General features: G+C 71.2%; 24 protein-coding genes. 8 read left to right on the top strand and 16 right to left on the bottom strand.

Going from position 1 to position 23,982, the window contains the following annotated elements; translation table 11 throughout:
• Nucleotides 1-40 precede the first annotated feature (40 nt).
• Complete coding sequence (locus BXA03_RS07345; RefSeq protein ID WP_076505573.1) at nt 41-1,174, top strand: thiolase family protein; 1,134 nt, start codon at nt 41-43, stop codon at nt 1,172-1,174.
• A 66-nt stretch (nt 1,175-1,240) separates the two neighbouring features.
• On the opposite strand, the gene BXA03_RS07340 is transcribed toward BXA03_RS07345, so the two are convergent.
• From BXA03_RS07340 to BXA03_RS07265, 16 genes are all read right to left on the bottom strand, one after another.
• Entirely contained in the window at nt 1,241-1,975 is a 735-nt protein-coding gene (locus tag BXA03_RS07340) for a GntR family transcriptional regulator (RefSeq protein WP_076505571.1), read from the bottom strand.
• 19 nt (nt 1,976-1,994) lie between these two features.
• Nucleotides 1,995-2,675 carry a cysteine hydrolase family protein gene (locus tag BXA03_RS07335; protein ID WP_076505569.1) on the bottom strand — a complete coding sequence of 227 codons (681 nt, stop codon included), beginning with the start codon at nt 2,673-2,675 and terminating at the stop codon, nt 1,995-1,997.
• A gap of 17 nt (nt 2,676-2,692) precedes the next feature.
• Nucleotides 2,693-4,261, bottom strand: a complete 1,569-nt coding sequence (locus BXA03_RS07330) for an ABC transporter ATP-binding protein (RefSeq protein ID WP_076505567.1) — start codon at nt 4,259-4,261, stop codon at nt 2,693-2,695.
• Nucleotides 4,258-4,977 (bottom strand): biuret amidohydrolase, encoded by a 720-nt coding sequence (locus BXA03_RS07325; protein ID WP_076505565.1) that lies wholly within the window; start codon nt 4,975-4,977, stop codon nt 4,258-4,260. The genes BXA03_RS07330 and BXA03_RS07325 overlap by 4 nt, the downstream gene beginning before the upstream one ends.
• Before the next feature lie 4 nt (nt 4,978-4,981).
• Entirely contained in the window at nt 4,982-6,046 is a 1,065-nt protein-coding gene (locus BXA03_RS07320; RefSeq protein WP_076505563.1) for a formamidase, read from the bottom strand.
• Between the two features lie 28 nt (nt 6,047-6,074).
• Nucleotides 6,075-6,992 (bottom strand): ABC transporter permease, encoded by a 918-nt coding sequence (locus tag BXA03_RS07315; RefSeq protein WP_076505561.1) that lies wholly within the window; start codon nt 6,990-6,992, stop codon nt 6,075-6,077.
• A complete protein-coding gene (locus tag BXA03_RS07310; RefSeq protein ID WP_076505559.1) occupies nt 6,989-8,071 on the bottom strand; it encodes an ABC transporter permease in 1,083 nt (360 codons plus the stop codon). Before BXA03_RS07310 ends, BXA03_RS07315 begins: the two co-directional genes overlap by 4 nt.
• A gap of 31 nt (nt 8,072-8,102) precedes the next feature.
• Nucleotides 8,103-9,203 (bottom strand): BMP family ABC transporter substrate-binding protein, encoded by a 1,101-nt coding sequence (locus BXA03_RS07305; protein ID WP_076505557.1) that lies wholly within the window; start codon nt 9,201-9,203, stop codon nt 8,103-8,105.
• Nucleotides 9,204-9,252: 49 nt separating this feature from the next.
• On the bottom strand, nt 9,253-10,671 hold the full coding sequence (locus BXA03_RS07300) for an AtzE family amidohydrolase (protein ID WP_076505555.1): 1,419 nt from the start codon (nt 10,669-10,671) through the stop codon (nt 9,253-9,255).
• On the bottom strand, nt 10,668-10,871 hold the full coding sequence (locus BXA03_RS26840) for an AtzG-like protein (RefSeq protein ID WP_076505552.1): 204 nt from the start codon (nt 10,869-10,871) through the stop codon (nt 10,668-10,670). The genes BXA03_RS07300 and BXA03_RS26840 overlap by 4 nt, the downstream gene beginning before the upstream one ends.
• Before the next feature lie 196 nt (nt 10,872-11,067).
• Nucleotides 11,068-11,889 (bottom strand): ABC transporter ATP-binding protein, encoded by an 822-nt coding sequence (locus BXA03_RS07290; protein ID WP_076505550.1) that lies wholly within the window; start codon nt 11,887-11,889, stop codon nt 11,068-11,070.
• Nucleotides 11,886-12,725, bottom strand: coding sequence for an ABC transporter permease (locus tag BXA03_RS07285; RefSeq protein WP_076505813.1), 840 nt, complete (start codon nt 12,723-12,725; stop codon nt 11,886-11,888). Before BXA03_RS07285 ends, BXA03_RS07290 begins: the two co-directional genes overlap by 4 nt.
• Before the next feature lie 5 nt (nt 12,726-12,730).
• A complete protein-coding gene (locus tag BXA03_RS07280) occupies nt 12,731-13,729 on the bottom strand; it encodes an ABC transporter substrate-binding protein (RefSeq protein WP_076505547.1) in 999 nt (332 codons plus the stop codon).
• Between the two features lie 69 nt (nt 13,730-13,798).
• Entirely contained in the window at nt 13,799-15,427 is a 1,629-nt protein-coding gene (gene atzF, locus BXA03_RS07275; RefSeq protein WP_076505810.1) for an allophanate hydrolase, read from the bottom strand.
• A 223-nt stretch (nt 15,428-15,650) separates the two neighbouring features.
• Entirely contained in the window at nt 15,651-16,670 is a 1,020-nt protein-coding gene (locus BXA03_RS07270; protein ID WP_076505544.1) for an NAD(P)H-quinone oxidoreductase, read from the bottom strand.
• A 5-nt stretch (nt 16,671-16,675) separates the two neighbouring features.
• Nucleotides 16,676-17,665: a Bug family tripartite tricarboxylate transporter substrate binding protein gene (locus tag BXA03_RS07265; protein WP_076505543.1), complete on the bottom strand. Its 990-nt coding sequence runs from the start codon at nt 17,663-17,665 to the stop codon at nt 16,676-16,678.
• Nucleotides 17,666-17,809: 144 nt separating this feature from the next.
• Between BXA03_RS07265 and BXA03_RS07260 the strand changes: the two genes are divergently transcribed.
• From BXA03_RS07260 to BXA03_RS07230, 7 genes are all read left to right on the top strand, one after another.
• Complete coding sequence (locus tag BXA03_RS07260) at nt 17,810-18,367, top strand: VOC family protein (protein WP_076505541.1); 558 nt, start codon at nt 17,810-17,812, stop codon at nt 18,365-18,367.
• A complete protein-coding gene (locus BXA03_RS07255) occupies nt 18,360-19,859 on the top strand; it encodes a bifunctional 3-(3-hydroxy-phenyl)propionate/3-hydroxycinnamic acid hydroxylase MhpA (protein WP_076505538.1) in 1,500 nt (499 codons plus the stop codon). Before BXA03_RS07260 ends, BXA03_RS07255 begins: the two co-directional genes overlap by 8 nt.
• A gap of 24 nt (nt 19,860-19,883) precedes the next feature.
• A complete protein-coding gene (locus tag BXA03_RS07250) occupies nt 19,884-20,639 on the top strand; it encodes an IclR family transcriptional regulator (protein ID WP_234983622.1) in 756 nt (251 codons plus the stop codon).
• Between the two features lie 33 nt (nt 20,640-20,672).
• Complete coding sequence (locus BXA03_RS07245; RefSeq protein WP_076505534.1) at nt 20,673-21,521, top strand: fumarylacetoacetate hydrolase family protein; 849 nt, start codon at nt 20,673-20,675, stop codon at nt 21,519-21,521.
• Between the two features lie 33 nt (nt 21,522-21,554).
• On the top strand, nt 21,555-21,953 hold the full coding sequence (locus BXA03_RS07240) for a PaaI family thioesterase (RefSeq protein WP_076505532.1): 399 nt from the start codon (nt 21,555-21,557) through the stop codon (nt 21,951-21,953).
• 82 nt (nt 21,954-22,035) lie between these two features.
• The gene (locus tag BXA03_RS07235) at nt 22,036-22,674 is read left to right on the top strand and encodes an MBL fold metallo-hydrolase (RefSeq protein ID WP_076505808.1); all 639 of its coding nucleotides are present in this window, start codon (nt 22,036-22,038) and stop codon (nt 22,672-22,674) included.
• A 272-nt stretch (nt 22,675-22,946) separates the two neighbouring features.
• Nucleotides 22,947-23,966: an alpha/beta hydrolase gene (locus tag BXA03_RS07230; protein WP_076505530.1), complete on the top strand. Its 1,020-nt coding sequence runs from the start codon at nt 22,947-22,949 to the stop codon at nt 23,964-23,966.
• Nucleotides 23,967-23,982: the final 16 nt, after the last annotated feature.

The raw sequence follows: 23,982 nt of genomic DNA, 5'->3' as shown, positions 1-23,982 counted from the left end.
CAGACCACACCCGCACTTCAGAAGCAAGCAAGGAGATCCCATGAAAGCCGTCATCGCCGCCTATGCGCGCTCGCCCTTCCACTTCGCCCGCAAGGGCCGCCTGGCCGAGGTGCGGCCCGACACGCTGGCCGCCGGCGTCGTGCAGGGCCTGCTGCAGCGCACCGGGCTGGACCCGGCGCTGCTGGAGGACGTGATCCTCGGCTGCGCCTATCCCGAGGCCGCGCAGGGCAACAACCTCGCGCGGATCGTCGGCCTGCTGGCCGGGCTGCCGCACGAGGTCGGCGGCATGACGGTCAACCGCTTCTGCGGCTCGTCGATGCAGGCCGTGCACATCGCCGCGGCGCAGATCGAGGCCGGCATCGGCGACGCCTACCTGTGCGTGGGCGTGGAGTCGATGACCATGGTGCCGCAGGGCGGTTTCAACTTCTCGCCCCACCCCGGCCTGCTGGCGGACACCGACGCCTACCTCTCCATGGGCGAGACGGCCGAGAACGTGGCCGAGCGCTGGACCGTGAGCCGCGCCGACCAGGAGGCGCTGGCCGTGCAGTCGCACCGCAAGGCTGCCGCCGCGCGCGAGGCCGGCCGGCTGGCCCAGGAAATCGTGCCCGTCACCTTGCCCGACGGCAGCATCGTCGACAGCGACGGCTGCATCCGCCCCGCCACCTCGGCCGAGGCGCTGGCGGCGCTCAAGCCGGCCTTCCGGCCCGATGGGGTGGTGACGGCGGGCACCTCCTCGCCGCTCACCGACGGCGCCGCGGCGGTGCTGGTCACGCGCGACGACTTCGCCGAGCGCCATGGCCTGGCCGCGCTCGCGCGCATCCGCAGCTTCGCCACCGTGGGCGTGGACCCGGCGGTGATGGGCATCGGCCCGATCCCCGCCACGCGCAAGGCCCTGGCCCGCGCCGGCCTGCAGGCGGCCGACCTGGACGTGGTGGAGATCAATGAGGCCTTCTCCTCACAGGCGCTGGCCTGCATCCGCGAACTGGGGCTGGACATGGCCACGGTCAACCTCGACGGCGGCGGCCTGGCCATCGGCCATCCGCTGGGCGCGACGGGGGCGCGCATCACCGGCAAGGCGGCGTCGCTGCTGACGCGCGAGGGCGGCCGCTATGCGCTGGCCACGCAGTGCATCGGCGGCGGGCAGGGCATCGCCACCGTGCTGGAACGCGTCTGAAGGAAGGTTCTTCGAGGCGCGCCCGCTACAACGGGCGGCCGATGGCGCGGCCAGCGGTAGCGGCGCTCAGCCGCCTTGCTGCCGCGCCAGGTAGACCTGGTGCAACGTGATCTTGCGCACCTCGGACTGGCTGGTCTCGATGTGCGCGCGCAGCATCATGGCGGCCTGATCGCCGCGGTTGGCCCGCACGGCCTTGAGGATCTTGGCGTGCTCGTCGTAGGTGGCGTCGATGCGCGGCTGCTGCGTGAAGTCCAGCCGCCGGATGATGCGGATGCGGTCGGTCACCTCGCGGTGCACGCGCGCCATCTCGGCATTGCCGGCGGCGGCCACCAGATGGCAATGGAAGTCCTCGTCCCAGCGCGCAACCTGCGCCGCATCGCTGCTGCGCTGCTCCGCGGGCACCAGCCAGATGGCGGCCAGTGCGTCGAGCTGGGCGCGGTCCACCGCGCGGCCCGATTCGCACAGGCGATGCACGGCGGTGGTCTCCAGCACCATGCGCAGGTCGTAGAGCTGCTCGAACTGCTGGAAGTCGAAGGGCAGCACGCGCCAGCCGGCGCGGAACAGCACCTCGACATAGCCTTCCTGCTGCAGCCGGATCAGCGCCTGGCGCACCGGCGTGCGCGAGACGCCCAGGCGCTCGCACAGCTCGTTCTCGGTGAAGCGGTCGCCCGGCACCAGGCGGAAGTCGGCGATGTCGCGCTTGAGCTGGTCGTAGACCTCGTCCGCGCGCGAGCGGAAAGGCAGCTCGGCCTCGGCGGGCGCGGCTTTGGGGGGACGGGCAGGAACGGCGGCGGACACCATCGGATCGTAGCGGGCAGGCTCAGGTCTGCGGCGGCGCCGACGCCAGCGCCGCGATCAGCTGCGCGCTGGTGGCCGTCCAGCCCACGATGGCGCCCTGGGCGCGGATCATCTCCACCGCCGCGGCCTTGAACTGCGGGAAGTAGCTCTCGGTGCAGTCCTCCAGCAGCACGCAGTCGTAGCCGCGGTCGTTGGCCTCGCGCATGCTGGTCTGCACGCAGACCTCGGTGGTCACGCCGCCGAAGACCAGGTGCGTGATGCCGCGCGCCTGCAGCAGCTCGTGCAGGCCGGTGGCATGGAAGGCGCCCTTGCCGGGCTTGTCGATGACCCATTCGCCCTCGATGGGCGCGAGCGCATCGATGATCTGGTTGCCCGGCTCGCCCGTCACCAGGATGCGGCCCATGGGGCCTTCGTCGCCGATGCGAAGCGTCGGGTGGCCGCGCAGCCGCTTGGCGGGTGGGCAGTCCGACAGATCGGGCAGGTGCGCCTCGCGCGTGTGCACGACCAGGCCGCCGGCCTGGCGCCAGGCGGCCAGCACGGCCTGCGTGGCGGGCACGATGGCCGCCAGCAGCGACACGTCGTTGCCCAGCGTCTCGCCGAAGCCGCCGGGCTCGATGAAGTCGCGCTGCATGTCGATCAGCACCAGGGCCGTGCGGGCCACATCGAAGTCGTAGGGGAAAGGGCGGGCGTCGTTCAGGCGCATGGCTGTTTTCTCCTTGCTCAGTGCCCGCCGCCCATGTGGGCGCCTAGGACGTGTCTGTCGGCCGAAGCGGCTGGTGTTTCGTACACGATGCGGCCCTCGCTCATCACCACGATGCGGTCCGACAGGGCCAGCAGCTCGTCCAGGTCCTCGCTGACCAGCAGCACGGCGCCGCCGCGTTCGCGCACCTGCACGATGCGGGCATGGATCTCGGCGACGGCGGCGAAGTCCAGGCCGAAGACCGGGTTGGCGGCGATCAGCACCTGGATGTCGCCCGCCAGCTCGCGGGCCAGCACGGCGCGCTGCACGTTGCCGCCCGAGAGGCTGCCGATGGGCGCGCGCTCGCCGCGGGTCTTGATGCCGTATTCGGCGATCCACTGCCGCGCCCGGGCCCGCCAGCGACTGAAGCGCAGCAGGCCGCCGGCTGCCAGCGGCGGTTGATCGAAGTCGCGCAGGGCCATGTTCTCGGCCACGCTCAGGCCGGCGACGCAGGCATTGCGCAGCGGCTCCTCGGGCAGGCTGCGCACGCGCAGGCGACGGTTGTCGCCGCGGCTGGCGCGGTAGGGCTGACCGCCCACGCGCACGCGACCGGCACTGCGCGCGCGCTGGCCCACCAGGGCCTCGACCAGCTCGCGCTGACCATTGCCGGAGACGCCCGCCACGCCCAGGATCTCGCCCGGGCGCACCTGCAGGCTGAGCGACTGCACGGCGGGCGTGCCGCGGTCGCCGGGGGCGGAAAGCGATTCCACCTCCAGCGCCGGTGCCGCACCGGCTGCGACCGGCGTGCGCGGCGTGGCGGCGCTGGCGCCCTCGCTCGCCTCGTCGGGCGTGGCGCCCGCACCCATCATGGCCTGGGCCAGGCGCGTCGGGTCGGTGTCGCGCACCGCGGCATGGTGCACGGCGCGTCCGCGGCGCAGCACCGTCACGGCGTCGGCATAGGCCATCACCTCGCGGAACTTGTGCGTGATGATGAGCACGGTGCAGTGGCCACCCTGCGCGAAGGCGCGCACATGGCCCAGCACCTCGTCGGCCTCCTGCGGCGTGAGCACCGAGGTGGGCTCGTCCAGGATCAGCAGGCGCGGCTTGAGGTACAGCTGCTTGAGCAGCTCCAGCTTCTGCTTCTCGCCCGCGGCCAGCTGCGAGGGCCGCGCGTCCAGGTCCAGGCGGAAGGGCGTGGTCGCCAGGAAGTCCTGCAGCTCGGCGCGCTTGGCCTTCCAGTCGATCAGCGTGGGCACCTGGCCACCGGCCAGCAGCAGGTTCTCGGCCACCGTCATGCCCGGTGCCAGCGTGAAGTGCTGGTAGACCATGCCGATGCCCAGTTGCCGCGCCACCACCGGGTTGGCGATGGCCTGCTCGCGGCCGTCGATGAGGATGCTGCCTTCCTCCGGCCGCTGGAAGCCGGCCACGCACTTGACCAGCGTGCTCTTGCCGGCGCCGTTCTCGCCCAGCAGCGCATGCACGCTGCCGGGCGCGACCTGCATGCTCACGTGGTCCATGGCGGTGAAGTCGCCGAAGCGCTTGGTGAGGTCCAGCGTGTCCAGCGCGAGCGCACCCTGGGCGCGCGGATGGGGCGTGACGGGCGCGATCATGACGCCAGCGCCTCGATCAGCGCGGTCGACACCGCATGCGCGCCGAACACGCCGCCCTGCATGGTGATCATCTTGAGCGCCGCCGCGTGGTTGCCGGGATCGGTGGCCGCCGTGCAGTCCGACAGCAGCAGGCATTCGAAGCCGCGGTCGTTGGCGTCGCGCATCGTCGTGTGCACGCAGACGTCGGTGGTGATGCCGGCCAGCACCAGGTTGCGGATGCCGCGGGTGCGCAGGATCATCTCCAGGTCGGTGGCGTAGAAGGAGCCCTTGCCGGGCTTGTCGATCACCACCTCGCCGGGCAGCGGCGCCAGCTCGGGAATGATCTCCCAGCCCGGTTCGCCGCGGATCAGGATGCGGCCGCAAGGCCCGTCGTCGCCAATGCCCACGCCGCCTTCGCCGATCTGGCGCGAACGCCAGCGCTTGTTGGCCGGCAGGTCCGACAGGTCGGGCCGGTGGCCTTCGCGCGTGTGGATGATGGTGTAGCCCAGCGGGCGCATCACCTCCAGCAGCCGGCGGATGGGTTCGATGGGCGCCTGCGTGAGCGAGATGTCGTAGCCCATCACGTCCACATAGCCGCCCTTGCCGCAGAAGTCGGTCTGCATGTCGATGACGATGAGCGCCGTGTTGTCGGGGCGCAGGTCGCCGTCGTAGGGCCAGCGGTAGGGTTCTGCGGCCGCGAAGCGCGTCGTGGCAGCGGGGGAAGTCGTGGCGTCCATGGTGTCAGTCCAGGGTCTTGAGCCGTTCCTTGTCGGGCACCGGCGGCGTCGGCGCCGGCACCAGCGGATGGGTGCCCGCACCGCCGTAGAAGCGCACCGGCGGCGCGAAGCCGAAGCCGCTGCCGTCGGTGACCTGCACCTTGTCGCTCCAGGGCAGCTGGTAGCGGCCGGCCGCCATGTCGTGCATGTAGGTGTAGGGGCAGTCCTGCGCGCCGCCCTTCACCGCCACGTAGCCGCGGTGGTAGAGCTGGTAGATGTTGTTCTCCACGCCCCAGCCGGTGCGCGCCTCGCGTACCAGGTCGGGACGCAGCTCGGCGGTGACGATCTCGTCGGGCCGGCCGCCGCCTTCCACCATCACGGTGCCGTCGAAGCTGCAGAACATGCCTTCGCCCATGGAGTCGAAGGTGCCGTCGCTGCCGCATAGGCACACGCTGGCGGTGTAGGCCAGGTTGCAGAAGGCGTTGGCCTGGTTGGTGATCTTCCAGGCATGGCGGATCGGCGCGGTGTAGCCGGCCGTGCGCAGGATGATCTCCGCGCCCTTGTACGCCGCCTCGCGCGCCATCTCCGGGAACATGCCGTCGTGGCAGATGATGAGCGCGAGCTTGCTGCCGTTGGGCCCGTCGCACACGGGCACGCCCAGGTTGCCCGGCTCCCAGGGCTCCACCGGCACCCAGGGATGCAGCTTGCGGTAGTACAGGCGGATGGCGCCCTGGTCGTCGATGATCAGCCCGCTGTTGTACGGGTTGCCATCGGGATTGGCCTCCATGATGGAGAAGCAGCCCCAGATGCGATGCTCGATGCAGGCGGCGCGGAAGGCCGCCACCTCGGGGCCGTCCAGGCTGCACATGATCTCGGGGTTGGTGTCCATCGAGAGCCCGTGCAGCGCGTACTCCGGGAACACCACCAGGTCCATGGTCTGCTGGTTGCGGCGGGCCTTGCCCACCAGCTCGCAGATGCGCTGCGTCTGCGCCGCAAGCTGCTCGCGCGTGGCGACCACCGGCAGCTGCAGCTGCACCAGGCCCACCACCACGCCGTTGGCCGATTTGTTCAGGCCGCCTAATCCGCTCATCGAAAACTCCTTGTGTGTGCGCCGCCGGTCACTTGGCCGACAGCTCGCCCGGACTGCCCGCCGCCACCTGCCCCGGCCGGCACGAGGCCACCAGGATGAGCAGCGTGAGCACGTAGGGCACGGTGTTGAAGAGGTGGTAGCCCCAGCCGATGCCGATGGACTGCAGCGCCGGCCCCACGGCCCCGGCACCGCCGAAGAGCAGCGCCGCGCCCACGCAGCGCAGCGGGCTCCAGCGCGCGAAGATCACCAGCGCCACGGCGATCAGGCCCTGGCCACTGGAGATGCCCTCGTTCCAGCTGCCCGGGTAGAACAGCGTGAGCGAGGCGCCGCCCAGCCCGGCGATGGCACCGCCTGCGGTGGTGGCCGCGATGCGCAGCGCCGACACCGAATAGCCCAGCGCCCGCGCCGCATCGGCCGAGTCGCCGGCCAGCCGCACCAGCAGGCCCGCGCGGGTGCGCGCAAAGCCCCACCACAGCAGTCCGGCCAGCAGCAGGCCCAGCGGCACCAGCGCATTGACCTGCAGGGCCGCGCGCACCGCCGAATTGCTGCTCCAGTCGCCCAGCGGCAGCGCGGGGATCTGCGGCGCCTGCGGCTGGATCAGCGGCTTGCCCAGGTAGAAGGCCAGGCCCGTGCCCAGCAGCATCAGCGCGATGCCGGTGGCCACATCGTTGACGCCGCGCAGCGAGCACAGCAGCCCGTGCAGCAGTGCCAGCAGCGCACCGGCGATGGCGCCTGCCCCCACGCCCAGCCAGGCCGAGCCGGTGAGGTAGGCGCCGCCGAAGGCCGCCATGGCCGACAGCACCAGCACGCCTTCCAGGCCCAGGTTGATGCGGCCCGACTTCTCGGTCAGGCACTCGCCCAGGCTCACGAAGAGGAAGGGCGTGCCCACGCGCAGCGCCCCGCCCACGATGGCGGCGACGAAGGCGGTCAGCATGTCGGCGGTCATGGCTTCGCCTCCTTCAAGGCCGGGGCACCGGCACTGCCGCGCAGGCGGCGCAGCGGCGTGAGCCAGTCGCGCCCGCGCAGCGCCTCGCTGGCCAGGATGAGCACGAAGGCGATGCCCTGCAGCACCAGCACCGAGGCATCGGGCAGGCCCAGCCGGCGCTGCAGCAGGCTGCCCGCCGCGCCGAAGCCGCCGAAGAGGATGGCCACCGGAATCACCGCCAGCGGGTTCTGCCGCGCGATGAAGGCCACCAGGATGCCCGCATAGCCGTAGCCCGCGATCAGCGAGGCATTGGCGTTGGTGTGCACCGCCGCCACCTCCACCGCGCCGGCCAGGCCCGCACAGGCGCCACCCAGCGCGCAGGCCAGCAGCACCAGCCGCGTGGCGGGCAGACCCACCAGTTGTGCGGCGCGGGGGTTGCCGCCCACCACCCGCACAGAGAAGCCGGTGGGCGTCCAGCGCAGCCACAGCGCCAGCACCACGCAGGCGACCACGCCCAGGACCAGGCCCCAGTGCACGTCGCTGCCCGCGATGCCGCCGATGCGCAGGCCCTCGGCCAGCGTGTTCGTCGAAGGCTTGTTCAGGCTGGCCGGGTCGCGCAGCGGTCCTTCGACCAGGTGCTTGAACAGCCCGATGGCCACATAGGCCAGCAGCAGGCTGCTGATGGTCTCGTTGATGCCGCGGTACTGCCGCAGCGCGCCGGCCAGCATGATCCACAGCGCACCCGCCGCCATGCCGGCCAGGCACAAGGCCGCTGTGCCGGCGATGTTCTCGGGCAGCGCCACCGCATAGGGCAGTGCCGCCGCGGCCAGGCCGCCCAGCACCAGCGCGCCTTCGCCGCCGATGATGACCAGGCCGGCGCGCGCCGGCAATGCCACGCACAGCGCGGTGAGCATCAGCGGCGCCGCGCGCTGCAGCGTGTTCTGCCACGAGAACCAGCTGCCGAAGGCGCCCTGGTAGAGCACCGCCCACACCTCGGGCGGCGAGCTGCCGGCCGCCACGGCCGCGAAGACGCCGAACAGCGCCACCGCGGCCGCGATGCTGAGCACCGGCAGCGCCAAGTCCTGGCCCATGGATCGCATGGCAGGTTTTCCTCGCAACGCGGCGGGGCGCTCAGACCGAGCCGACCACGCCGTCGACCAGGTAGTTCATCTGCTCGAGCTTGAGGTCGGTCTGCTTCTGCACCTGGCCGGCGGCGATGACTTCCTTGCCCTTGTTGTCCTTGAGCGGGCCTTTGAAGATGTCGAAGCTGCCCGCGATCATCTTGGCCTTGATGTCGTCGGCCTGCTTCTTGGCGGCGTCGGTCACCATGGGGCCGTAGGCCGAGGTCTTGACGTAGCCCTCCTTCAGGCCGCCGCGCAGGAAGTTGGGATGCGGCTTGCCGGCCTGGGCGGCTTCGAGGATCGTCTTGTAGGCCGTGAGCCAGTTCCACTCGGCACCCGTGAGGTAGGCATTGGGCGCCAGCTTGGCCTGGCTGGCGTGGTAGCCGCAGACCATCTTGCCGCGCTTGGCGGCCGTCTCCACCACCACCTTGGGGCCGTCCACGTGCATGGTGAACACGTCGCAGCCCTGGTCGGCCAGGCTGTTGGTGGCCTCGGCCTCCTTGACGGCCATGGACCAGTCGCCGGTGAAGATCACGTGGCAGGTGATGTTCGGCTTGACCGAACGCGCGCCGAGCGTGAAGGCGTTGATGTTGCGCAGCACCTGCGGAATGGGCTTGGCGGCCACGAAGGCGATCTTGCCGCTCTTGCTCATGTGGCCGGCGATCACGCCGTTGAGGAACTGGCATTCGTCGATGTAGCCGAAGAAGCTGCCCACGTTCTTGGGGTTCTTCTCGGTCCACAGGCCGCCGCAGTGCGAGAAGCGCACGTCGGGGTACTTGGGCGCCAGCGCCAGGATGTGCGGGTCGAAGTAGCCGAAGGAGGTGGGAAAGAGCAGCGAGGCGCCGTCCTGCTGGATCATGCCGGTCATGGTCTTCTGCACGGCGGCGGTCTCGGGCACGTTCTCCTCTTCGACCACCTTCACGCCGGGCAGCTTCTTGAGCTCGGCGGCGGCCTGGGCATGGGCCTGGTTGTAGCCGTAGTCGTCGCGCGGGCCGACGTAGATCACGCCCACGGTCAGCGGCTTCTGGGCCCAGGCCAGGGGGCCCAGGCTGCCGGCGGCGCCCAGGGCGGCCAGGGTCTTGAGGGATTCGCGGCGATTGAAGGCGGTCATGCGAAAAGCTCCAGCGGAAGGTTGGGTGAGAGAAGGGAGAACAAGGAAATCAGGACAGCGGGGCGACGGGCGCCTGCGTGACGCCCGCGGCCTCCAGGGCGGCGGCGGCGCGCAGGGCGATGTCTTCGCGCCAGGGCGCGGCGATCAGCTGCACGCCCACCGGCATCGGCGTCTGCGCGCCCCACACCGGCACGGCGCACACCGGCAGGCCGATGCACGAGATGGGCTGCGTGAGCGCCCCGAAGCTGGGCCGCAGCGGCTGGCGACGGCCATCCAGCTCCAGCCATTCGGTGCCGATGGGCGTGGCCGAACACGGCGTGGCGGGCGCGAGCAGCAGGTCGAAGTCCTGCATGACCGCAGCCACGGCCTCGGCATAGCGGCGGCGCACGCGCTGCGCGCGCGTGACCCAGGCCGCGGGCAGCAGCGCGCCGGCCAGGAAGCGGTCGCGCGACAGCGGCTCGAAGTCATGGGCGCGGCGGCGCAGGTCCGGCAGGTGCAGGGCCGCGCCCTCGGCATTGCTGATCAGGAAGGCAGCGGCGCGACCGGCCTCCACCAGCGGCAGTTCGACGGTGCGCGTGGCACCCAGGGCCTCGGCCACGCGGGCCACGGCGGCCTGGGCCTCGGGCAGGGCGTTGCGGGCGAACCAGCCTCCGAGCACGCCGACGCGCAGGCCGGCCGCGCCCTGCGGCAGCAGCGCGGTCACCGGCTCGGCCGCACGCTGGGCACAGCCCGGATCGCCGGGGGCGCCGTCTTCGGGACCCTGAATCGCGTCGTAGGCCAGGGCCAGGTCGCGCACCGAGCGTGCGAAAGGACCCAGGTGGTCCAGGCTGCTGACGAAGGGATAGCTCCCGGTGCGCGGCAGCCGGCCGAAGGTGGGCTTGAGGCCGTACACGCCACACAGCGAGGCCGGCACGCGGATGGAGCCGTTGGTGTCGGAACCCAGCGTGATCGGCACCTGCCCGGCCGCCACCGCGGCGCCGCTGCCCCCGGAGGAACCGCCGGCGATGCGCGACAGGTCGTGCGGATTGCGCGTGGGGCCTTCGTGCGAGTTCTCGGTGGTGAAGCCGTAGGCGTACTCGTCCATGTTGAGCGCGCCCACCAGCACGGCCCCGGCGGCTTCGAGCCGGCGCAGCAGCAGGGCGTCGGTGTTGGCCGGCGGCGCGTCGCGCTCGATCTTCGAGCCCGCCAGCGTGGGCAGGCCGGCGACGTCGAACAGGTTCTTCACCGCCACCGGCACGCCGGCCAGCGGCAGCGCGGCGCGGGCCTCGGCCGGCAGGGCGTCGAGCGCGGCAGCCCGCTGCAGGGCCCGCTCGCCCGTCACGGCGGTGAAGGCGTTGACGCGACCGTCGGTGGCGGCGATGCGGTCCAGCGCCGACTGCACCACGGCGGTGGCGCTGGCCTCGCCGGACTGCACCGCGGCGGCGATGCCGGCGGCATCGGCCTCGAACCAGGGCAGTGTGGCGCTCATGCCTGCGCTCCCGGTGCCACCGGCTCGAAGCGCAGGGCCGACTCGTCGTGCGGTGCCAGCTCCACGGCCTCGGTCAGCGCCGCCATGTCGGCGGCGAGCGCGAAGTAGCGCAGCACGCCCGGCCGGTGCTCGGGCGCAAGCGGCAGGTCCAGCGCCGCGGCGGCGGCGTCGACATAGGTCTCGATCTGTTGGGCATTCATGACAGTCTTCCCCCAGAGTTGCGCGTCGCCCTCGGATATCCGAACCAGTGCAGCGACAGAGATCGAGTGGCCGCGGAGCAGGCCATGCCAGGGCACCCACGGAACTGGCTTTGCCAGGCCGTGGGGTGCGCCCCCCTCCAAGCCGAAGGCGCAAGGGAGGGGGGAGCCGCGAAGCGGCATGGGGGGTGCTTCTTCTTCATCGGCGGACTTCGCGCTGGAAGATCTCCAGGCTCTGCTTCTTGGTCGCCACGAAGCTCGGCTGGCTCAGCGTCTCGACCGTGCGGGGGCGCGGGTCGTCGTAACGCAAGATCTCGGCCACCCGCGTCGGCCGCTTGGTGAGCAGCAGCACCTCGTCGGCCAGGTACACCGCCTCTTCCAGGTCGTGCGAGACCAGCAGCATGGTGGTGCCCGTCTGCATGAACACCTCCTGCAGCTTCTCGCGGATGAAGAGCGTCATCTCGAAGTCCAGCGCCGAGAAGGGTTCGTCCAGGAACAGCACCTCGGGCCCGGGGGCCAGGGCCCGCATGATCGATGCCGTCTGCTGCTGGCCGCCGGAGAGCTCGTAGGGAAAGCGGTTCAGGTCGAACTTGACGTCGAAGCTGGCCACCAGCTCTTCCATGCGGCGGTCCACCTCGGCCTTGCTGCGGCCTTCCAGCTTGAGCGGATAGGCGATGTTGTCGATGGTGCGCATCCACGGGAACATCGCCTCGCGGTAGTTCTGGAACACGTAGCCGATCTTGGTGTCCTTGAGCGACTTGCCGTCGAACAGGATCTCGCCGCGGTCGATGGGGATCAGCCCCGCGATCATGTTGATCAGCGTGCTCTTGCCGCAGCCGTTGGGCCCGAAGACCGAGACGATCTTGTGCTTGGGAATGTCGAGGTCGAAGTCCTCGTACAGCGGCCAGCCCGCGAAGTACTTGGTCAGGCCGCGGATGGTGATGTGCGTGCCCGCAGGCCCTGGGCGGAACTTGGGCGCAGGCACATCGGCGAAGACGGGGGCGTTGAGGACGGCGTTCATCTTCCACTCCAGTGCACGATGCGGCGCTCGATCACGAGGAAGAGCACATTGAGCGCGTAGCCGAGCGCCCCGGCCGCCAGGATGCTGGCGTACATGCTCTTGACGTTCAGCACCTGCTGCGAATTGATGATCCGGTTGCCCAGGCCGCTGTCCGCGCCGATGAACATCTCGGCCACGATGACGATGACCAGCGCCATCGACACCGCCGAGCGCAGGCCCACGAAGCTGGGCTGCAGGCTTTCCCAGACCAGCACGTCCTTGAAGATTTGCCAGCGCGTAGCGCCCATCACCTTGGCCGCCATCACCCGCTGCTTGCGGGCGTTGATGACGCCGTAGGCACTGTTGAAGACCACGATCAGCATGGCGCCGAAGGCGGCGATGGCGACCTTGTTGATGTCCGAGGTGCCGAAGATCATCAGGAACAGCGGGATCAGCGCCGACGAGGGCGTGGAGCGGAAGAAGTCGATCAAAAACTCCACGCTGCGGTAGGCCTTCTCGTTGCTGCCCAGCAGCACGCCCAGCGGCATGCCGACGGCCGCGGCGATCAGGAAGGCCTCCAGCGTGCGCCACACGGTGACGAGGAAGTCGTTCAGCAGCGGCCCGCCCGCCAGGCCCGTGATCAGCGTCTGGAAGGTGGCCAGCGGCGGTGGCAGCAGGATGGGCTTGATGAGGCCCAGCCGCACCACCAGATCCCACAGCACGAAGAGGGCGATGGGTCCGATGGCCGGCAGCAGCTTGTTCCACACCGGCGGCCGGGGCAGCACGGGGGCGGCATCGGCGGCGGGCGGCTTCCAGGCGCCGGTGGCGGCGCCCGCGGTGGAGGACGGCGCGGTCATGGCCATCAGCCCCGGTAGAGCAGCCCGTCCACGGCCACCTTCTTCTCGAAGATGCCCTTCTCGGTGAACAGGTCGAAGAACTTCTGGAAGTAGGCGATGTCGGCCGGCTTGAACTCGTCGTGCAGCATGTACGAGGCGAGCGGCACCTCGTTGGTGAGGGCACCCTCGATGGCGGTGTAGCCCTTCATGTACTGCCGCGCGTCGGCCGGGTTGTTGCGCACCAGCTCGATGCCGCGCTTGTAGGCGGCGATGTACTTCTTCGCGATGTCCGGGTTCTTCTTGATGAAGTCGGTGGTCAGGCTGGCCGAGCCGCCGTGCCAGGGCGCCATCGGGTCGCCCAGGACGTAGTGCGCCACCACGCCGGCCTCTAGCACGCGCGTGGTGCCGTTGAGCCGGCCCACGGTGCCGGTGGGCTCCAGCGTGTAGACGGCGTCGATCTGGCCGGCGGCCAGGGCCGCGACGTGCTGGCCGATGGGCAGCTCGGTCACGTTCATGGGGCCGGCGCCGGCGCGCTCCAGCATGGTCTTGGCCAGCGTCACGTTCTGGATGCCGGGGCCCGAGGCCACGCGCTTGCCCTTGAGCTCGGCCACGCTCTTGACGGGACTGTCCTTGGGCACCAGGAACTCCTCCAGCACGTACTTGGCGTTGCTGGGGTTGGTGCAGAAGATCTTGAAGAGGCCCGGCTGCGCGATCTCGCCGATGGCGAGGTTGGCGCTGCCGGTGCCGTTGGCGCTGCCGTCGGAGCGGCCGGAGAGCATGGCCTCCATCACCTGCTGGGCGCCGGCGAACTTGAGCGGCTCCACGTCCAGGCCCGCTTCCTTGAAGTAGCCCTTTTCGACCGCGGCGAAGAAGGGCAGGCCCGCGGCCACCGGCCAGTAGCCGATGCGCAGCTTGGGGCCGCCCTGCGCACGCACGATGGCGGGCGCGGCCAGCGCGCCGAGGGCGGCACCGCCGGCCTGCAGCACATGGCGGCGGGAGGGACGGAAGGACGACGATGGGCTCATGCGAAGACTCCTGCGGACGAACGAAGGGAAGGACGGAATGAGAAGGACGGTGCCGGGGCCGCAGCGGGCTCAGGCGCTGCGCGAGGCGATGTAGGCCCGCCAGCCGCCATGCGCGCTGACGTCCTCGGCGCCCTGCAGCGCATGGGCCTCGCAGATGAAGCTGTGCACCCAGCGGCCGTCGGCCAGCTCGACGCTGCCCAGGCCCAGCGGCGGCGGGATCTGCGCCAGGAAGGCGCCGACTTCGGCGCGCGGTACGTTCCACACCTCCAGTGCGATGGGCACGCCGTTGCCGGGCTCGCGCTGAAGGCCCGGCTTGGGCGGTGTGGTGCCCGGCAGCGCATACAGGCGGTAGTGCGCTGCGGTGGTGGTGGCCTCGACCAACGCGGCCCCGCGTGCGATGAGCTGGTGGTTGAGCGGCATGCCCGTGAGGTGGGCGCCGACCACGGCGATGGGCATGGCTTCGCCCTCGGCCAGCGGCGGCCAGACCGGCGGCTCGGGCGCGGGCAGCGGCCCGCCGGTGGCGCCCATCGGCAGGCCGGTGGCATGGTGGAAGCGCTGGCCCAGCTCGGCCAGGCGGAAGTCGCTGCCGCAGGGCCCGATGAAGGTCACGCCGAAGGGCAGGCCGTCGGGCCGCAGGCTGGCCGGCACCGACAGGGCCGCATAGTCCAGCAGGTTGACGAAGTTGGTGTAGTGGCCCAGTTCGCTGTTGCGCCGCACCGGCTCGGCGCGCATGGCGTCCAGCGTGCAGTGCGTGGGCGCGGTGGGCACCAGCAGCACGTCAATGCCGGCCCACATGGCGGCGGCCTGCTGCCCGAGCGCCTGCAGCTGCGTCTGGGCATCGACGAGGTCGGCCGCATCGAAGCTGCGGCCGCGCGCCAGGATGCCGCGCACGGGCTCGATCACCTCGGCTTCGTGCGCGTCGAAGAAAGGCCGCACGGCGGCATAGCGCTCGGCCACCAGCGCACTGTCGTAGAGCAGGCCGGCGGCGCGGGCCAGCGGGGCGTAGTCGACCGGCACCGGCTCGCCGCCCAGCTCACGCAGCTGCGCGATGGCCCGCTCGAAGGCGGCAGCGGCCAGCGCGTCGCCGTGGAATTCCAGCGGCTGCGGCACGCCGAAGCGAAAGCGCGCCGGCAGCGGCGTGCGCGCGAGCTCGAGTCGGCGCGAGTACGGATCGCCCGCGTCCGGCCCCATGGCGCAGGCCAGCACCCGCGCGGCCAGCGCCACGGTGGGCGCGAAGATGGAGACGCAGTCGACGCTCTGCGCCGCCGGCACCACGCCCTTGGCGCTGATGAGCCCCTTGCTGGGCTTGAGGCCCACGATGTTGTTCAGCCCCGCCGGCACGCGGCCGGAGCCGGCGGTGTCGGTGCCGAGCGAGAAGTCCACCTGCCCGGTGGCCACCGCATAGGCCGAACCCGAGCTGGAACCGCCCGACACGTAGCGCGCATCGAAGCTATTGGGCACCGCGCCGTAGGGCGAGCGGCTGCCGTTGAGCCCGCAGGCGAACTGGTCGAGGTTGGTCTTGCCCGCCACCGACGCACCGGCTGCGAGCAGGCGCTGCACCACGGTGGCGTGCGCTTCGGGCGCATAGGCGAAGGCCGGGCAGGCGGCGGTGGTGGGCAGGCCGGTGACGTCGATGTTGTCCTTGACCGCAAAGCGCAGGCCGGCCAGCGGGCCGGTGGCCGCACCGGCGATGGGCATGGCGGGGCGGCTGATCCAGGCCGCCTCGGGCCGGCCATCGGGGGCCGGCTGCGGCGCGGGCACCTGGGCGGAACCAGCAGCCGCAAAGGGGCGGGTCAGGGCGTCGGGGGAAGAGGCTTCGTGCACCATGTTCAGGCATCCATTCTTGGATACATGATGTGATGCAAGCAGCGTGCCACCCGGATCGCCCGTTGGGCGGGCGTCCGGGCACGTCGTCCACCCTTCAGGCCCGGGTCACCTCCAGCATCAGCTTGCCCATGGCCTGCCCCGATTCGAGGCGGGCATGGGCCTGCGCGGCCTCGGCGAGCGGGAAGACCTCGCTCACCCAGGGCCGAACGTGGCCGGCCGCCACGAGCGGCAGGGCCACGGCGCGCAGGCGCTCGGCGATCAGCGCCTTCTCGGCCAGCGGCAGCGGGCGCAGCAACGAGCCGGTGATGCGCAGTTCCTTGGCCAGGATGGGCCGCAGCGGCGCCACGAAGTCGGCGCCGTCGCCGGGCGACAGGTGCACCAGCCGGCCGCGTCGCGCCAGCACCTGCACGTTGCGGGCGGCGTGGGCAGCGCCGGCCATGTCCAGCACCACGTCCACACCGCGCCCGTCGGTCCAGTCCAGCGCGGCCTGCACCCAGTCCTGCGTGCGGTAGTCGAATGCCGCCGCGGCGCCCAGGGTCCGTGCCTCGGCCACCTTGGCCGCGCTGCCGCAGGTGACGGCCACGCGGTGACCCAGCGCACCCAGCAGCTGGAGGGCCAGGCTGCCGACGCCGCTGGTGCCGCCATGGATCAACACCGCCTCGCCCGGCCCCAGCGCCGCGACGCCGAAGAAGTTGTGCCAGACGGTGAACAGCGCCTCGGGCAGCGCCGCCGCCTCGCGCAGGCCCAGGCCCGCGGGCACGGCGAAGGTGAGCGCGGCGGGCGCCACCACCCGCGTGGCATAGCCGCCCCCATCGACCAGGGCGCACACCGCGTCGCCCACGCGCAGGTGGCCGGCCCGTGCACCGGCCCAGCGCACGGTGCCGCTCACCTCGAGGCCCGGCACGTCGCTGTGCGCGGGCGTGGGGCCGCGGCGGCGCTGGTTGCAGTCGTGCCGGTTGACGCCGGCCCAGGCCACGTCGATCAGCACCTCGTCGGGCGCCGGCACGGGCAGGACCAGGCCGGGCGTCCAGCGCAGCACCTCGGGGCCACCCGGCACGCTGATGACGAGGCCGTCGGCGCGCAGATCCGCCCCGGCGGGGGTCGTGGCATCCATTACCTTCAGTCCAGTTTGACGCCTGCCGCGCGGATCACCTTGCCCCACATCGCGCGGTCGGCCTGGATGAAGGCGGTGAACTCGGCGGGCGTGTTGCAGCGCAGCTCGCCGCCGTAATCGCGCCACTTCTTGGCCAGCTCGGGCGACTGGCAGACCTTGCCCATGGCGGCGCTGAGCTTCTCCAGGATCGCGGGCGCGGTGCCGGCCGGTGCCAGCAGGCCCTGCCAGGCGATGGGCGTGTAGTCGGGCAGGCCCTGCTCGGCGAAGGTGGGCACGTTGGGAAAGCTCGGATGCCGCTCGCGGCCGGTGATGGCCAGCAGCTTGAGCTTGCCCGCCTGCACGTTGGTGGCCGCCGCGGGCAGGCCGTCGAACATCAGCTGGATCTGCCCGGCCAGCAGGTCCGCGTAGGGGCTGTTGCTGTTGTAGGGCACCAGGTTCGACTTCACGCCCGCCACGCTGTTGAACCACACCGCCGACAGGTGCGAATAGCTGCCGATGCCCTGCGTGGCCACGGTGACCGAATCGGGCTTGGCCTTGAGCTGGGCGACCAGCTCGCGCGCGTCCTTGGCCGGCACCGAGGGCGTGGCGATCAACCCCGTGTTGAGCACGCCCAGCAGGCTGATGGGCGCGAAGTCGCGCTCGGCATTGAAGGGCAGCTTGCCGTAGAGGTGCGGCACGACCGACAGCGAGCTGGTGGTGCCGATGTAGAGCGAGTAGCCGTCGTTGGCGGCCTTGGCCGCCACCTCGGTGCCAATGATGTTGGAGGCGCCCGGCCGGTTCTCCACATAGAAGGACTGGCCCAGGATCTTCGTGAGCTCTGCGGCCAGCTCGCGGGCGTTGGCGTCGGGGCCGCTGCCCGCGGGGAAGGGGGCAATGATGCGCACCGGCTTGGTGGGGTAGTCGGGCTGGGCGCCCGCGCCGGTGGGCGCCAGGGCGAAGGCCGCCACGAGCGGGAGGGCGGCCGCGCTGGCGGCGAGCCTCTTGAGGATGGTCATGAATGTCTCCGTTTGCGAACGCGTGCCGATTGCACGGTGCCGGATCATACGAAGACATTGTTTATTGTCAAAATACGATAATCACAATACTATTCAGCCCATCGGATGTCCTGCCCGGCCATCCGTTCTCGCCCGGAGACAAAGTTGACCCCTCGAACACCCCTGCAGCTGCAGTTCAGCCACATCGGCCTGTACGTCACCGACCTGGCCCGCATGGCCGGCTTCTACAAGCGCGCCCTGCGCTTCACCCAGACCGACGCGGGCGACCTGGGCCCGGTGCAGCTGGTCTTCCTGAGCCGCGATCCCAGCGAGCACCACCAGCTGGTGCTGGCCACCGGCCGGCCGGCGGACATGGCCTTCAACGTGGTCAACCAGTTGTCCTTCCGCGTGCCCGACGTGGCAACGCTGCGCGCCTTCCATGACCGGCTGCTGGCCGAGGGCGCGAGCGAGATGCTGCCGGTGACGCACGGCAATGCCGTCTCGGTCTACTGCCGCGATCCGGAGGGCAACCGGCTGGAGCTGTTCATGGACACGCCCTGGTACTGCGAGCAGCCGCTGCGCGAGCCCATCGACCTCACCCAGAGCGACGAGGCCATCCTGGCGCAGGCCGAGGCCATCGCGAAGCGCTTCCCCCGATTCATGAGCCGGGCGCAATGGCAGGCCGACGTCGCCCGCCGCATGCAGGAAGACCAGCATGGCTGAGCCGGCGCCCGTCTACGACGTGGCCATCGTGGGGCTGGGCCCCACGGGCGCCACGCTGGCCAACCTGCTGGGCGCCGCCGGCCGCTCGGTGCTGGTGGTCGAAAAGGAACGCGACATCTTTCCCCTGCCGCGCGCCATCCACTACGACGGCGAGGTGCTGCGCATCTTCCAGGCGGCGGGCCTGCGCCAGCAGGTGCTGGCCATCTCCAGGCCCGGCACGCAGGGCATGCACTTCGTCAATGCGGCGGGCCAGACGCTGCTGATCCGCGGCGGCACCGCGGCGCTGGGCCCGCACGGCGGCGCCAACAACTACTACTTCCACCAGCCCGAGCTGGAGGCCGTGCTGCGCGAAGGCCTGGCGCGCTTTCCCAACGTGCATGTGCGGCTGGAGACCACCCTCACCGCCATCGACATGGACGGCGAAGGCGCCACGCTGCACGGCCGCCAGGGCCAGGACGGCGGCAGCTTCGAGGCCCGCGCCCGCTGGGTGGTGGGCTGCGACGGCGCCCGCTCGCCGGTGCGCCAGCACATGGGCAGCCCGATGGTGGACCTGGGCCTGCGCCAGCCCTGGCTGGTGTTCGACGTGGTGCTGACCGAACCGGTGGACCTGCCGCCGCACACCGTGCAGCACTGCGACCCGCGCCGGCCCATGACCTACTGCAACGTGGTGGGCCACCGCCGTCGCTGGGAGATCATGGTGCTGCCCGGCGACGACCGCGAGGCCATGGTGCAACCCGACAACCTGTGGAAGCTGGTCGCGCCGTGGGTACGGCCCGATCAGGCCCGGCTGGAGCGCGCCGCCATCTACACCTTCCATTCGGTGATCGCCGACGGCTGGCGCCAGGGCCGGCTGCTGCTGGCGGGCGATGCCTGCCACCAGACGCCGCCCTTCCTGGGCCAGGGCATGTGCGCGGGCATCCGCGATGCGTCCAACCTGGCCTGGAAGCTGGACGCGGTGCTGACCGGCCGCGCGCCGGAGGCGCTGCTGGACACCTACGAATCCGAGCGCAAGCCGCATGTGCGCGCCCTGATCGAGCTGGCCGTGCGCCTGGGCGACATCATCCAGACCACCGACCCGGCCGCGGCGGCCGAGCGCGATGCGCGCTTCGCGACCGGCGCGCCCGAAGTCTTCGAGTTGCCGCCGCAGCTGCTGGGCGCAGGCGCCTTCGACATCCTGCAGCAGGACCTGGCGGGCCGGCCCTTTCCCCAGCCGCGGCTGGCCGACGGCCGGTTGCTCGACGAGTTGCTGGGCCGCCGCAGCGCGGTGATCGGCCGGCGCGACCTGCTGGCCGCCGCGGCGCCCGGCACCGCCGAGCGCTGGGCCCGCAGCCAGGCCCTGGTCATCGACGAGCCCGACCCGCCGCTGGCGGACTGGCTGCGCAGCCACGAAGCGGGCGCCGTGATACTACGGCCCGACCGCTACATCGTCGGCGTGGCGCGCACGGGCTCCGAGCTGGACCGCATCTCCCAGTACCTCCCGGTGGCGCCATGACGACCCACACCCCGGGGCCCCACCTTGTCCGAACCTTCGCCCTCGTCCAGCCTGGAACGCATGCTGGGCGTGCTCGACCTCTTCGACGACCACCACATCACCCGCACGGCGGAGGACATCGCGAAGGCGCTGGAGGTCTCGCTGCCCACCAGCTACCGCTACGTGCGCCAGCTGCTGCAGGTGGGTTTGCTGCAGCGCGTGGAGGACTCGCACTACGCGCTGGGCCCGCGCATCATCCTGCTGGACCACTACATCCGCCGCGCCGATCCGGTGCTCAAGGTGGGCCTGCCGGTGCTGCGCGAGCTGGTCGATGCCACCGGCTTCGACTGCGTGGTGACCGAGGCCTTCGGCCAGCAGGTGCTGGACACGCACCGCGAGATGGGCGGCGCGCCCGCCACGCTGGCCTACACGCGCGGCCGGCCGCGGCCGCTGTTCCAGGGCGCGGCGCCCAAGGTGCTGCTCTCTACGCTGGGCACGGCGCCGCTCAGGAAGCTGTTCGACGCGCGCCGCGACGAGGCTATGCGCTGCGGCCTGCCGGGCGACTGGGCCGAGTTCCGGCGCCACTTCGCGGCCATCCGCAAGGCGGGCCACTATGTCTCCAAGGGCGAGCTGGAGCCCCAGCTGGCGGCCGTGGCCGCGCCCGTTCTCAAGTCGGATGGCGGCGCCTGGGCCGCCATCTCCCTCGTGTTCGATACCTCGCGCCTGGCGATCGTCGACCTTGAAAAGATGGTCCGTCTGATCACCGAGGCCGCGACGCGGATCGGAGGTCGGCTGGCCTAGCACCACCCTCCCTCCCCTTCCCAAGGAATCCCCATGAGACTCATCAGCTACCAGTACAACGGCCAGGACGGCTATGGCGCCATCGTCGGCGACCGCGTGGTCGACCTGCGCGCAGTGTTCGGCGCACAGGCGCCGGACCTCAAGGCCTTCATCGCCGCCGGGCTGGCACCTCAGGCCGCCGCGCATGTCGAGGCCGCCCGCGCCACGCTGCCGCTGTCCGAGGTGACGCTGCTGCCGGTGATCCCCAACCCCGGCAAGATCTTCTGCATCGGCCTGAACTACGGCGAGCACATCCGCGAGACCGGCAAGACCGAGACCGAGAAGCCGGTGATCTTCCTGCGCGTGGCCGACTCGCAGCTGGCCCATGGCGAGGACATCGTGCGCCCCCAGGCCTCCGAGCGGCTGGACTACGAAGGCGAGATCGCCATCGTCATCGGCAAGGGCGGGCGCCACATCAGCGAGGCGGACTCGTGGTCGCACATCGCCGGCTACAGCTGCTACAACGACGGCAGCGTGCGCGACTGGCAGGTGCACACCTCGCAGTGGGCACCGGGCAAGAACTTCTGGAAGACCGGCGCCTTCGGTCCATGGATGGTGACGGCCGACGAGATCGCGCCCGACCAGAAGATGACGCTGGTCACCCGCCTCAATGGCCAGGAGATGCAGCGCGCCACCACCGACATGATGGTGCACAGCATCCCGCGCCAGATCGCCTACATCTCCACCTTCATCCCGCTGGAGCCGGGCGACGTGATCGTCACCGGCACGCCCGGCGGCGTGGGCAACAAGCGCACCCCGCCCGTGTTCATGAAGCCGGGCGACGTGTGCGAGATCGAGGTCGACGCCATCGGCGTGCTGCGCAACGGCATCCGGGACGAGTGAGGGCGGCGCTGTCCAATCCAACACAAGATCCGCATGCTGCCCGGACGTCCTGAACCCCCCATCGCCACCCTGCTCGGCGCCCGCCTGCTCGCCCTCGACACCACGGCCGGCACGCTGGCCGCCGAGTACGAGGCGACCGCCGCCTTCCTCAACCCCGCGGGCACGGTGCAGGGCGGCATGCTCGCCGCCATGCTGGACGACCTGTGCGCCGCCGTGGTCGACGCCCGTGCGGGCGAAGGCGGCGGCGTCGTCACGCTGACGCTGAACCTGAGCTTCCTCGCGCCGGCCCGGCCCGGCCGGCTGCAGGGCCGCTCGGCCATCGTGGGCGGCGGACGCAGCATCTGCTACGTGGAGGCGGTGCTCGCGCAGGCCGGCACCGAGGTGGCGCGGGCCACGGCCTGCTGCCGCGTCATGGGCGCACGCGCGGGCTGAGACGCAGGCGGGCGGTGTGCCGCTGCCGTCGGGGCATGGCGGTCGCGACAATCGCCGGCTCCGACCCACGACCGCCTTCGCCATGCTGCGCTACCAGATCCTCCCCGTCACGCCCTTCCAGCAGAACTGCTCGCTCGTCTGGTGCGACGCGACGAACAAGGCCGCGCTGATCGACCCGGGCGGCGAGATCGACCGGCTGGTCGCCGCGGCCGAGTCGCGCGGTCTGGCGCTGGAACAGCTGTGGCTCACCCATGCGCACATCGACCATGCCGGCGGCACCGGCGAACTGGCCGAGCGCCTGGGCCTGCCCATCGTGGGGCCGCACCCCGGCGACCAGTTCTGGATCGACGGGCTGCCGCAGCAGAGCGCGATGTTCGGCTTTCCGCCCGCGCGCGCCTTCACGCCGACGCGCTGGCTGGCCGACGGCGACACGGTGACACTGGGCGAGGAGACGCTCACGGTGCGGCACTGCCCGGGCCACACGCCGGGCCATGTGGTCTTCCATTCGGCCAGCGCGCAGCGGGCCTTCGTGGGCGATGTGCTATTTGCCGGCAGCATCGGCCGCACCGACTTTCCGGGCGGCAGCCATCCGCAGCTGATCGACAGCATCGTGCAGCGGCTGTGGCCCATGGGCGACGAGACGGTGTTCATCCCCGGCCACGGGCCGGAAAGCAGCTTCGGCCGCGAGCGCCAAAGCAATCCCTACGTGCAGGGCACCTGAGGCGCGGCCTGCCGCCGTTTCCAAGGAGCTCTCTGCGTCAGGGCCTCGATCGCGCACGCGACGGCGCACGAGGCACACACCCGCAGCCACGGACTGCGCGGCCTGTCCTTCACGCCCTGAGGGCAAGACGCCCACCAGCGACGAGAGCCCCCGCCTACGTCGCACAGTCCTGGCCGCGCACGCGGCTTCCGGCCCCACGCGGTGAAGGTATGCAGCAGTCCCGCAGCCATCGCGCCGCGGCCCTGCCGCACACACCACAAGGAATCCCGCCCATGAGCCATGGCGAGCCCAACCCCATCCTCAACGCTGCCTCCAACGCCATCGCCGCCCTGCGCGCCGATGACGACCAGCTCGAACTGGCCAAGGCGCACGAGTCGCTGAACCCCAAGGCCATCGAGAAGCTGGAAGTGGCCGAAGCCCGCCAGCAGCCGACCGCCAAGGATGCCGTCATCGCCCTGCTGCAAAAGCGCGGCGAATCCACCGACCCCGAGGTGCTGGTGCCCGGCGTCACGATGACGACCATCACGGTCGATGGCGCCGTCGGTGCGCTGCCGGCCAATGTCTACACGCCCCAGGGCGGCGGTCCCTTCCCGGTCATCCTGTACTTCCACGGCGGCGGCTGGGTCATCGCCGACAAGGACGTGTATGACGCCGGTGCCCGCGGACTGGCCAAGGCGGCGAATGCCATCGTGGTGTCGGTCGACTACCGCCAGGCACCGGAGCACCGCTTTCCCGCCGCCTGGGACGACGCACTGGCCGCCTACCGCTGGCTGAGCCAGAACGCCGCCTCGCTGGGCGGCGACCCGGTGCGCGTGGCCCTGGCCGGCGAGAGTGCCGGCGGCAATCTGGCGGTGGCCACGGCCGTCGCCGTGCGCGATGCCGGCCTGCCGGCGCCGCGCCATGTGCTGTCGGTCTACCCGGTGGCGCAGACCAGCCTCAACACCGAGTCGTACCTCGAGAATGCCATCGCCAAGCCGCTGAATCGCGCGATGGTGAAGTGGTTCGTGGACCACCTCGTCAATTCGGAAGACGACCTCAAGGACACGCGCCTCTTGCTGATCGACGCCGAGCTGGCTGGCCTGCCGCCGGTGACAGTGATCAACGCGCGCCTGGACCCGCTGCGCAGCGACGGCGCCAAGCTGGAAGATGCGCTTCGCGATGCCGGCGTGCCGGTCGAACGCCGCGAGTACGAGGGCGTGGCGCATGAATTCTTCGGCGGCGCGGCCGTGCTGCAGAAGGCGCGCGATGCGATGGCCTATGCGGGTGACCGCCTGCGCACGGCGCTGGGCTGAGTCGCGCCCGCCCGCC

Source organism: Pseudacidovorax sp. RU35E, from assembly GCF_900156165.1.
GTDB lineage: Bacteria > Pseudomonadota > Gammaproteobacteria > Burkholderiales > Burkholderiaceae_C > Xenophilus.
Note: the sequence above shows the minus strand (reverse complement) of the source record. Positions and strands in the feature narration are given on the sequence as shown.

What these genes read in the sequence shown, in the direction of transcription:
- BXA03_RS07345 (WP_076505573.1), top strand. Translation starts at nt 41, where the DNA reads ATGAAAGCCGTCATCGCCGCCTATGCGCGCTCGCCCTTCCACTTCGCC.
- BXA03_RS07340 (WP_076505571.1), bottom strand. Translation starts at nt 1,975, where the DNA reads ATGGTGTCCGCCGCCGTTCCTGCCCGTCCCCCCAAAGCCGCGCCCGCC.
- BXA03_RS07335 (WP_076505569.1), bottom strand. Translation starts at nt 2,675, where the DNA reads ATGCGCCTGAACGACGCCCGCCCTTTCCCCTACGACTTCGATGTGGCC.
- BXA03_RS07330 (WP_076505567.1), bottom strand. Translation starts at nt 4,261, where the DNA reads ATGATCGCGCCCGTCACGCCCCATCCGCGCGCCCAGGGTGCGCTCGCG.
- BXA03_RS07325 (WP_076505565.1), bottom strand. Translation starts at nt 4,977, where the DNA reads ATGGACGCCACGACTTCCCCCGCTGCCACGACGCGCTTCGCGGCCGCA.
- BXA03_RS07320 (WP_076505563.1), bottom strand. Translation starts at nt 6,046, where the DNA reads ATGAGCGGATTAGGCGGCCTGAACAAATCGGCCAACGGCGTGGTGGTG.
- BXA03_RS07315 (WP_076505561.1), bottom strand. Translation starts at nt 6,992, where the DNA reads ATGACCGCCGACATGCTGACCGCCTTCGTCGCCGCCATCGTGGGCGGG.
- BXA03_RS07310 (WP_076505559.1), bottom strand. Translation starts at nt 8,071, where the DNA reads ATGCGATCCATGGGCCAGGACTTGGCGCTGCCGGTGCTCAGCATCGCG.
- BXA03_RS07305 (WP_076505557.1), bottom strand. Translation starts at nt 9,203, where the DNA reads ATGACCGCCTTCAATCGCCGCGAATCCCTCAAGACCCTGGCCGCCCTG.
- BXA03_RS07300 (WP_076505555.1), bottom strand. Translation starts at nt 10,671, where the DNA reads ATGAGCGCCACACTGCCCTGGTTCGAGGCCGATGCCGCCGGCATCGCC.
- BXA03_RS26840 (WP_076505552.1), bottom strand. Translation starts at nt 10,871, where the DNA reads ATGAATGCCCAACAGATCGAGACCTATGTCGACGCCGCCGCCGCGGCG.
- BXA03_RS07290 (WP_076505550.1), bottom strand. Translation starts at nt 11,889, where the DNA reads ATGAACGCCGTCCTCAACGCCCCCGTCTTCGCCGATGTGCCTGCGCCC.
- BXA03_RS07285 (WP_076505813.1), bottom strand. Translation starts at nt 12,725, where the DNA reads ATGACCGCGCCGTCCTCCACCGCGGGCGCCGCCACCGGCGCCTGGAAG.
- BXA03_RS07280 (WP_076505547.1), bottom strand. Translation starts at nt 13,729, where the DNA reads ATGAGCCCATCGTCGTCCTTCCGTCCCTCCCGCCGCCATGTGCTGCAG.
- atzF (WP_076505810.1), bottom strand. Translation starts at nt 15,427, where the DNA reads ATGCCCATCGCCGGTGCGGCCACCGGCCCGCTGGCCGGCCTGCGCTTT.
- BXA03_RS07270 (WP_076505544.1), bottom strand. Translation starts at nt 16,670, where the DNA reads ATGGATGCCACGACCCCCGCCGGGGCGGATCTGCGCGCCGACGGCCTC.
- BXA03_RS07265 (WP_076505543.1), bottom strand. Translation starts at nt 17,665, where the DNA reads ATGACCATCCTCAAGAGGCTCGCCGCCAGCGCGGCCGCCCTCCCGCTC.
- BXA03_RS07255 (WP_076505538.1), top strand. Translation starts at nt 18,360, where the DNA reads ATGGCTGAGCCGGCGCCCGTCTACGACGTGGCCATCGTGGGGCTGGGC.
- BXA03_RS07245 (WP_076505534.1), top strand. Translation starts at nt 20,673, where the DNA reads ATGAGACTCATCAGCTACCAGTACAACGGCCAGGACGGCTATGGCGCC.
- BXA03_RS07240 (WP_076505532.1), top strand. Translation starts at nt 21,555, where the DNA reads ATGCTGCCCGGACGTCCTGAACCCCCCATCGCCACCCTGCTCGGCGCC.
- BXA03_RS07235 (WP_076505808.1), top strand. Translation starts at nt 22,036, where the DNA reads ATGCTGCGCTACCAGATCCTCCCCGTCACGCCCTTCCAGCAGAACTGC.
- BXA03_RS07230 (WP_076505530.1), top strand. Translation starts at nt 22,947, where the DNA reads ATGAGCCATGGCGAGCCCAACCCCATCCTCAACGCTGCCTCCAACGCC.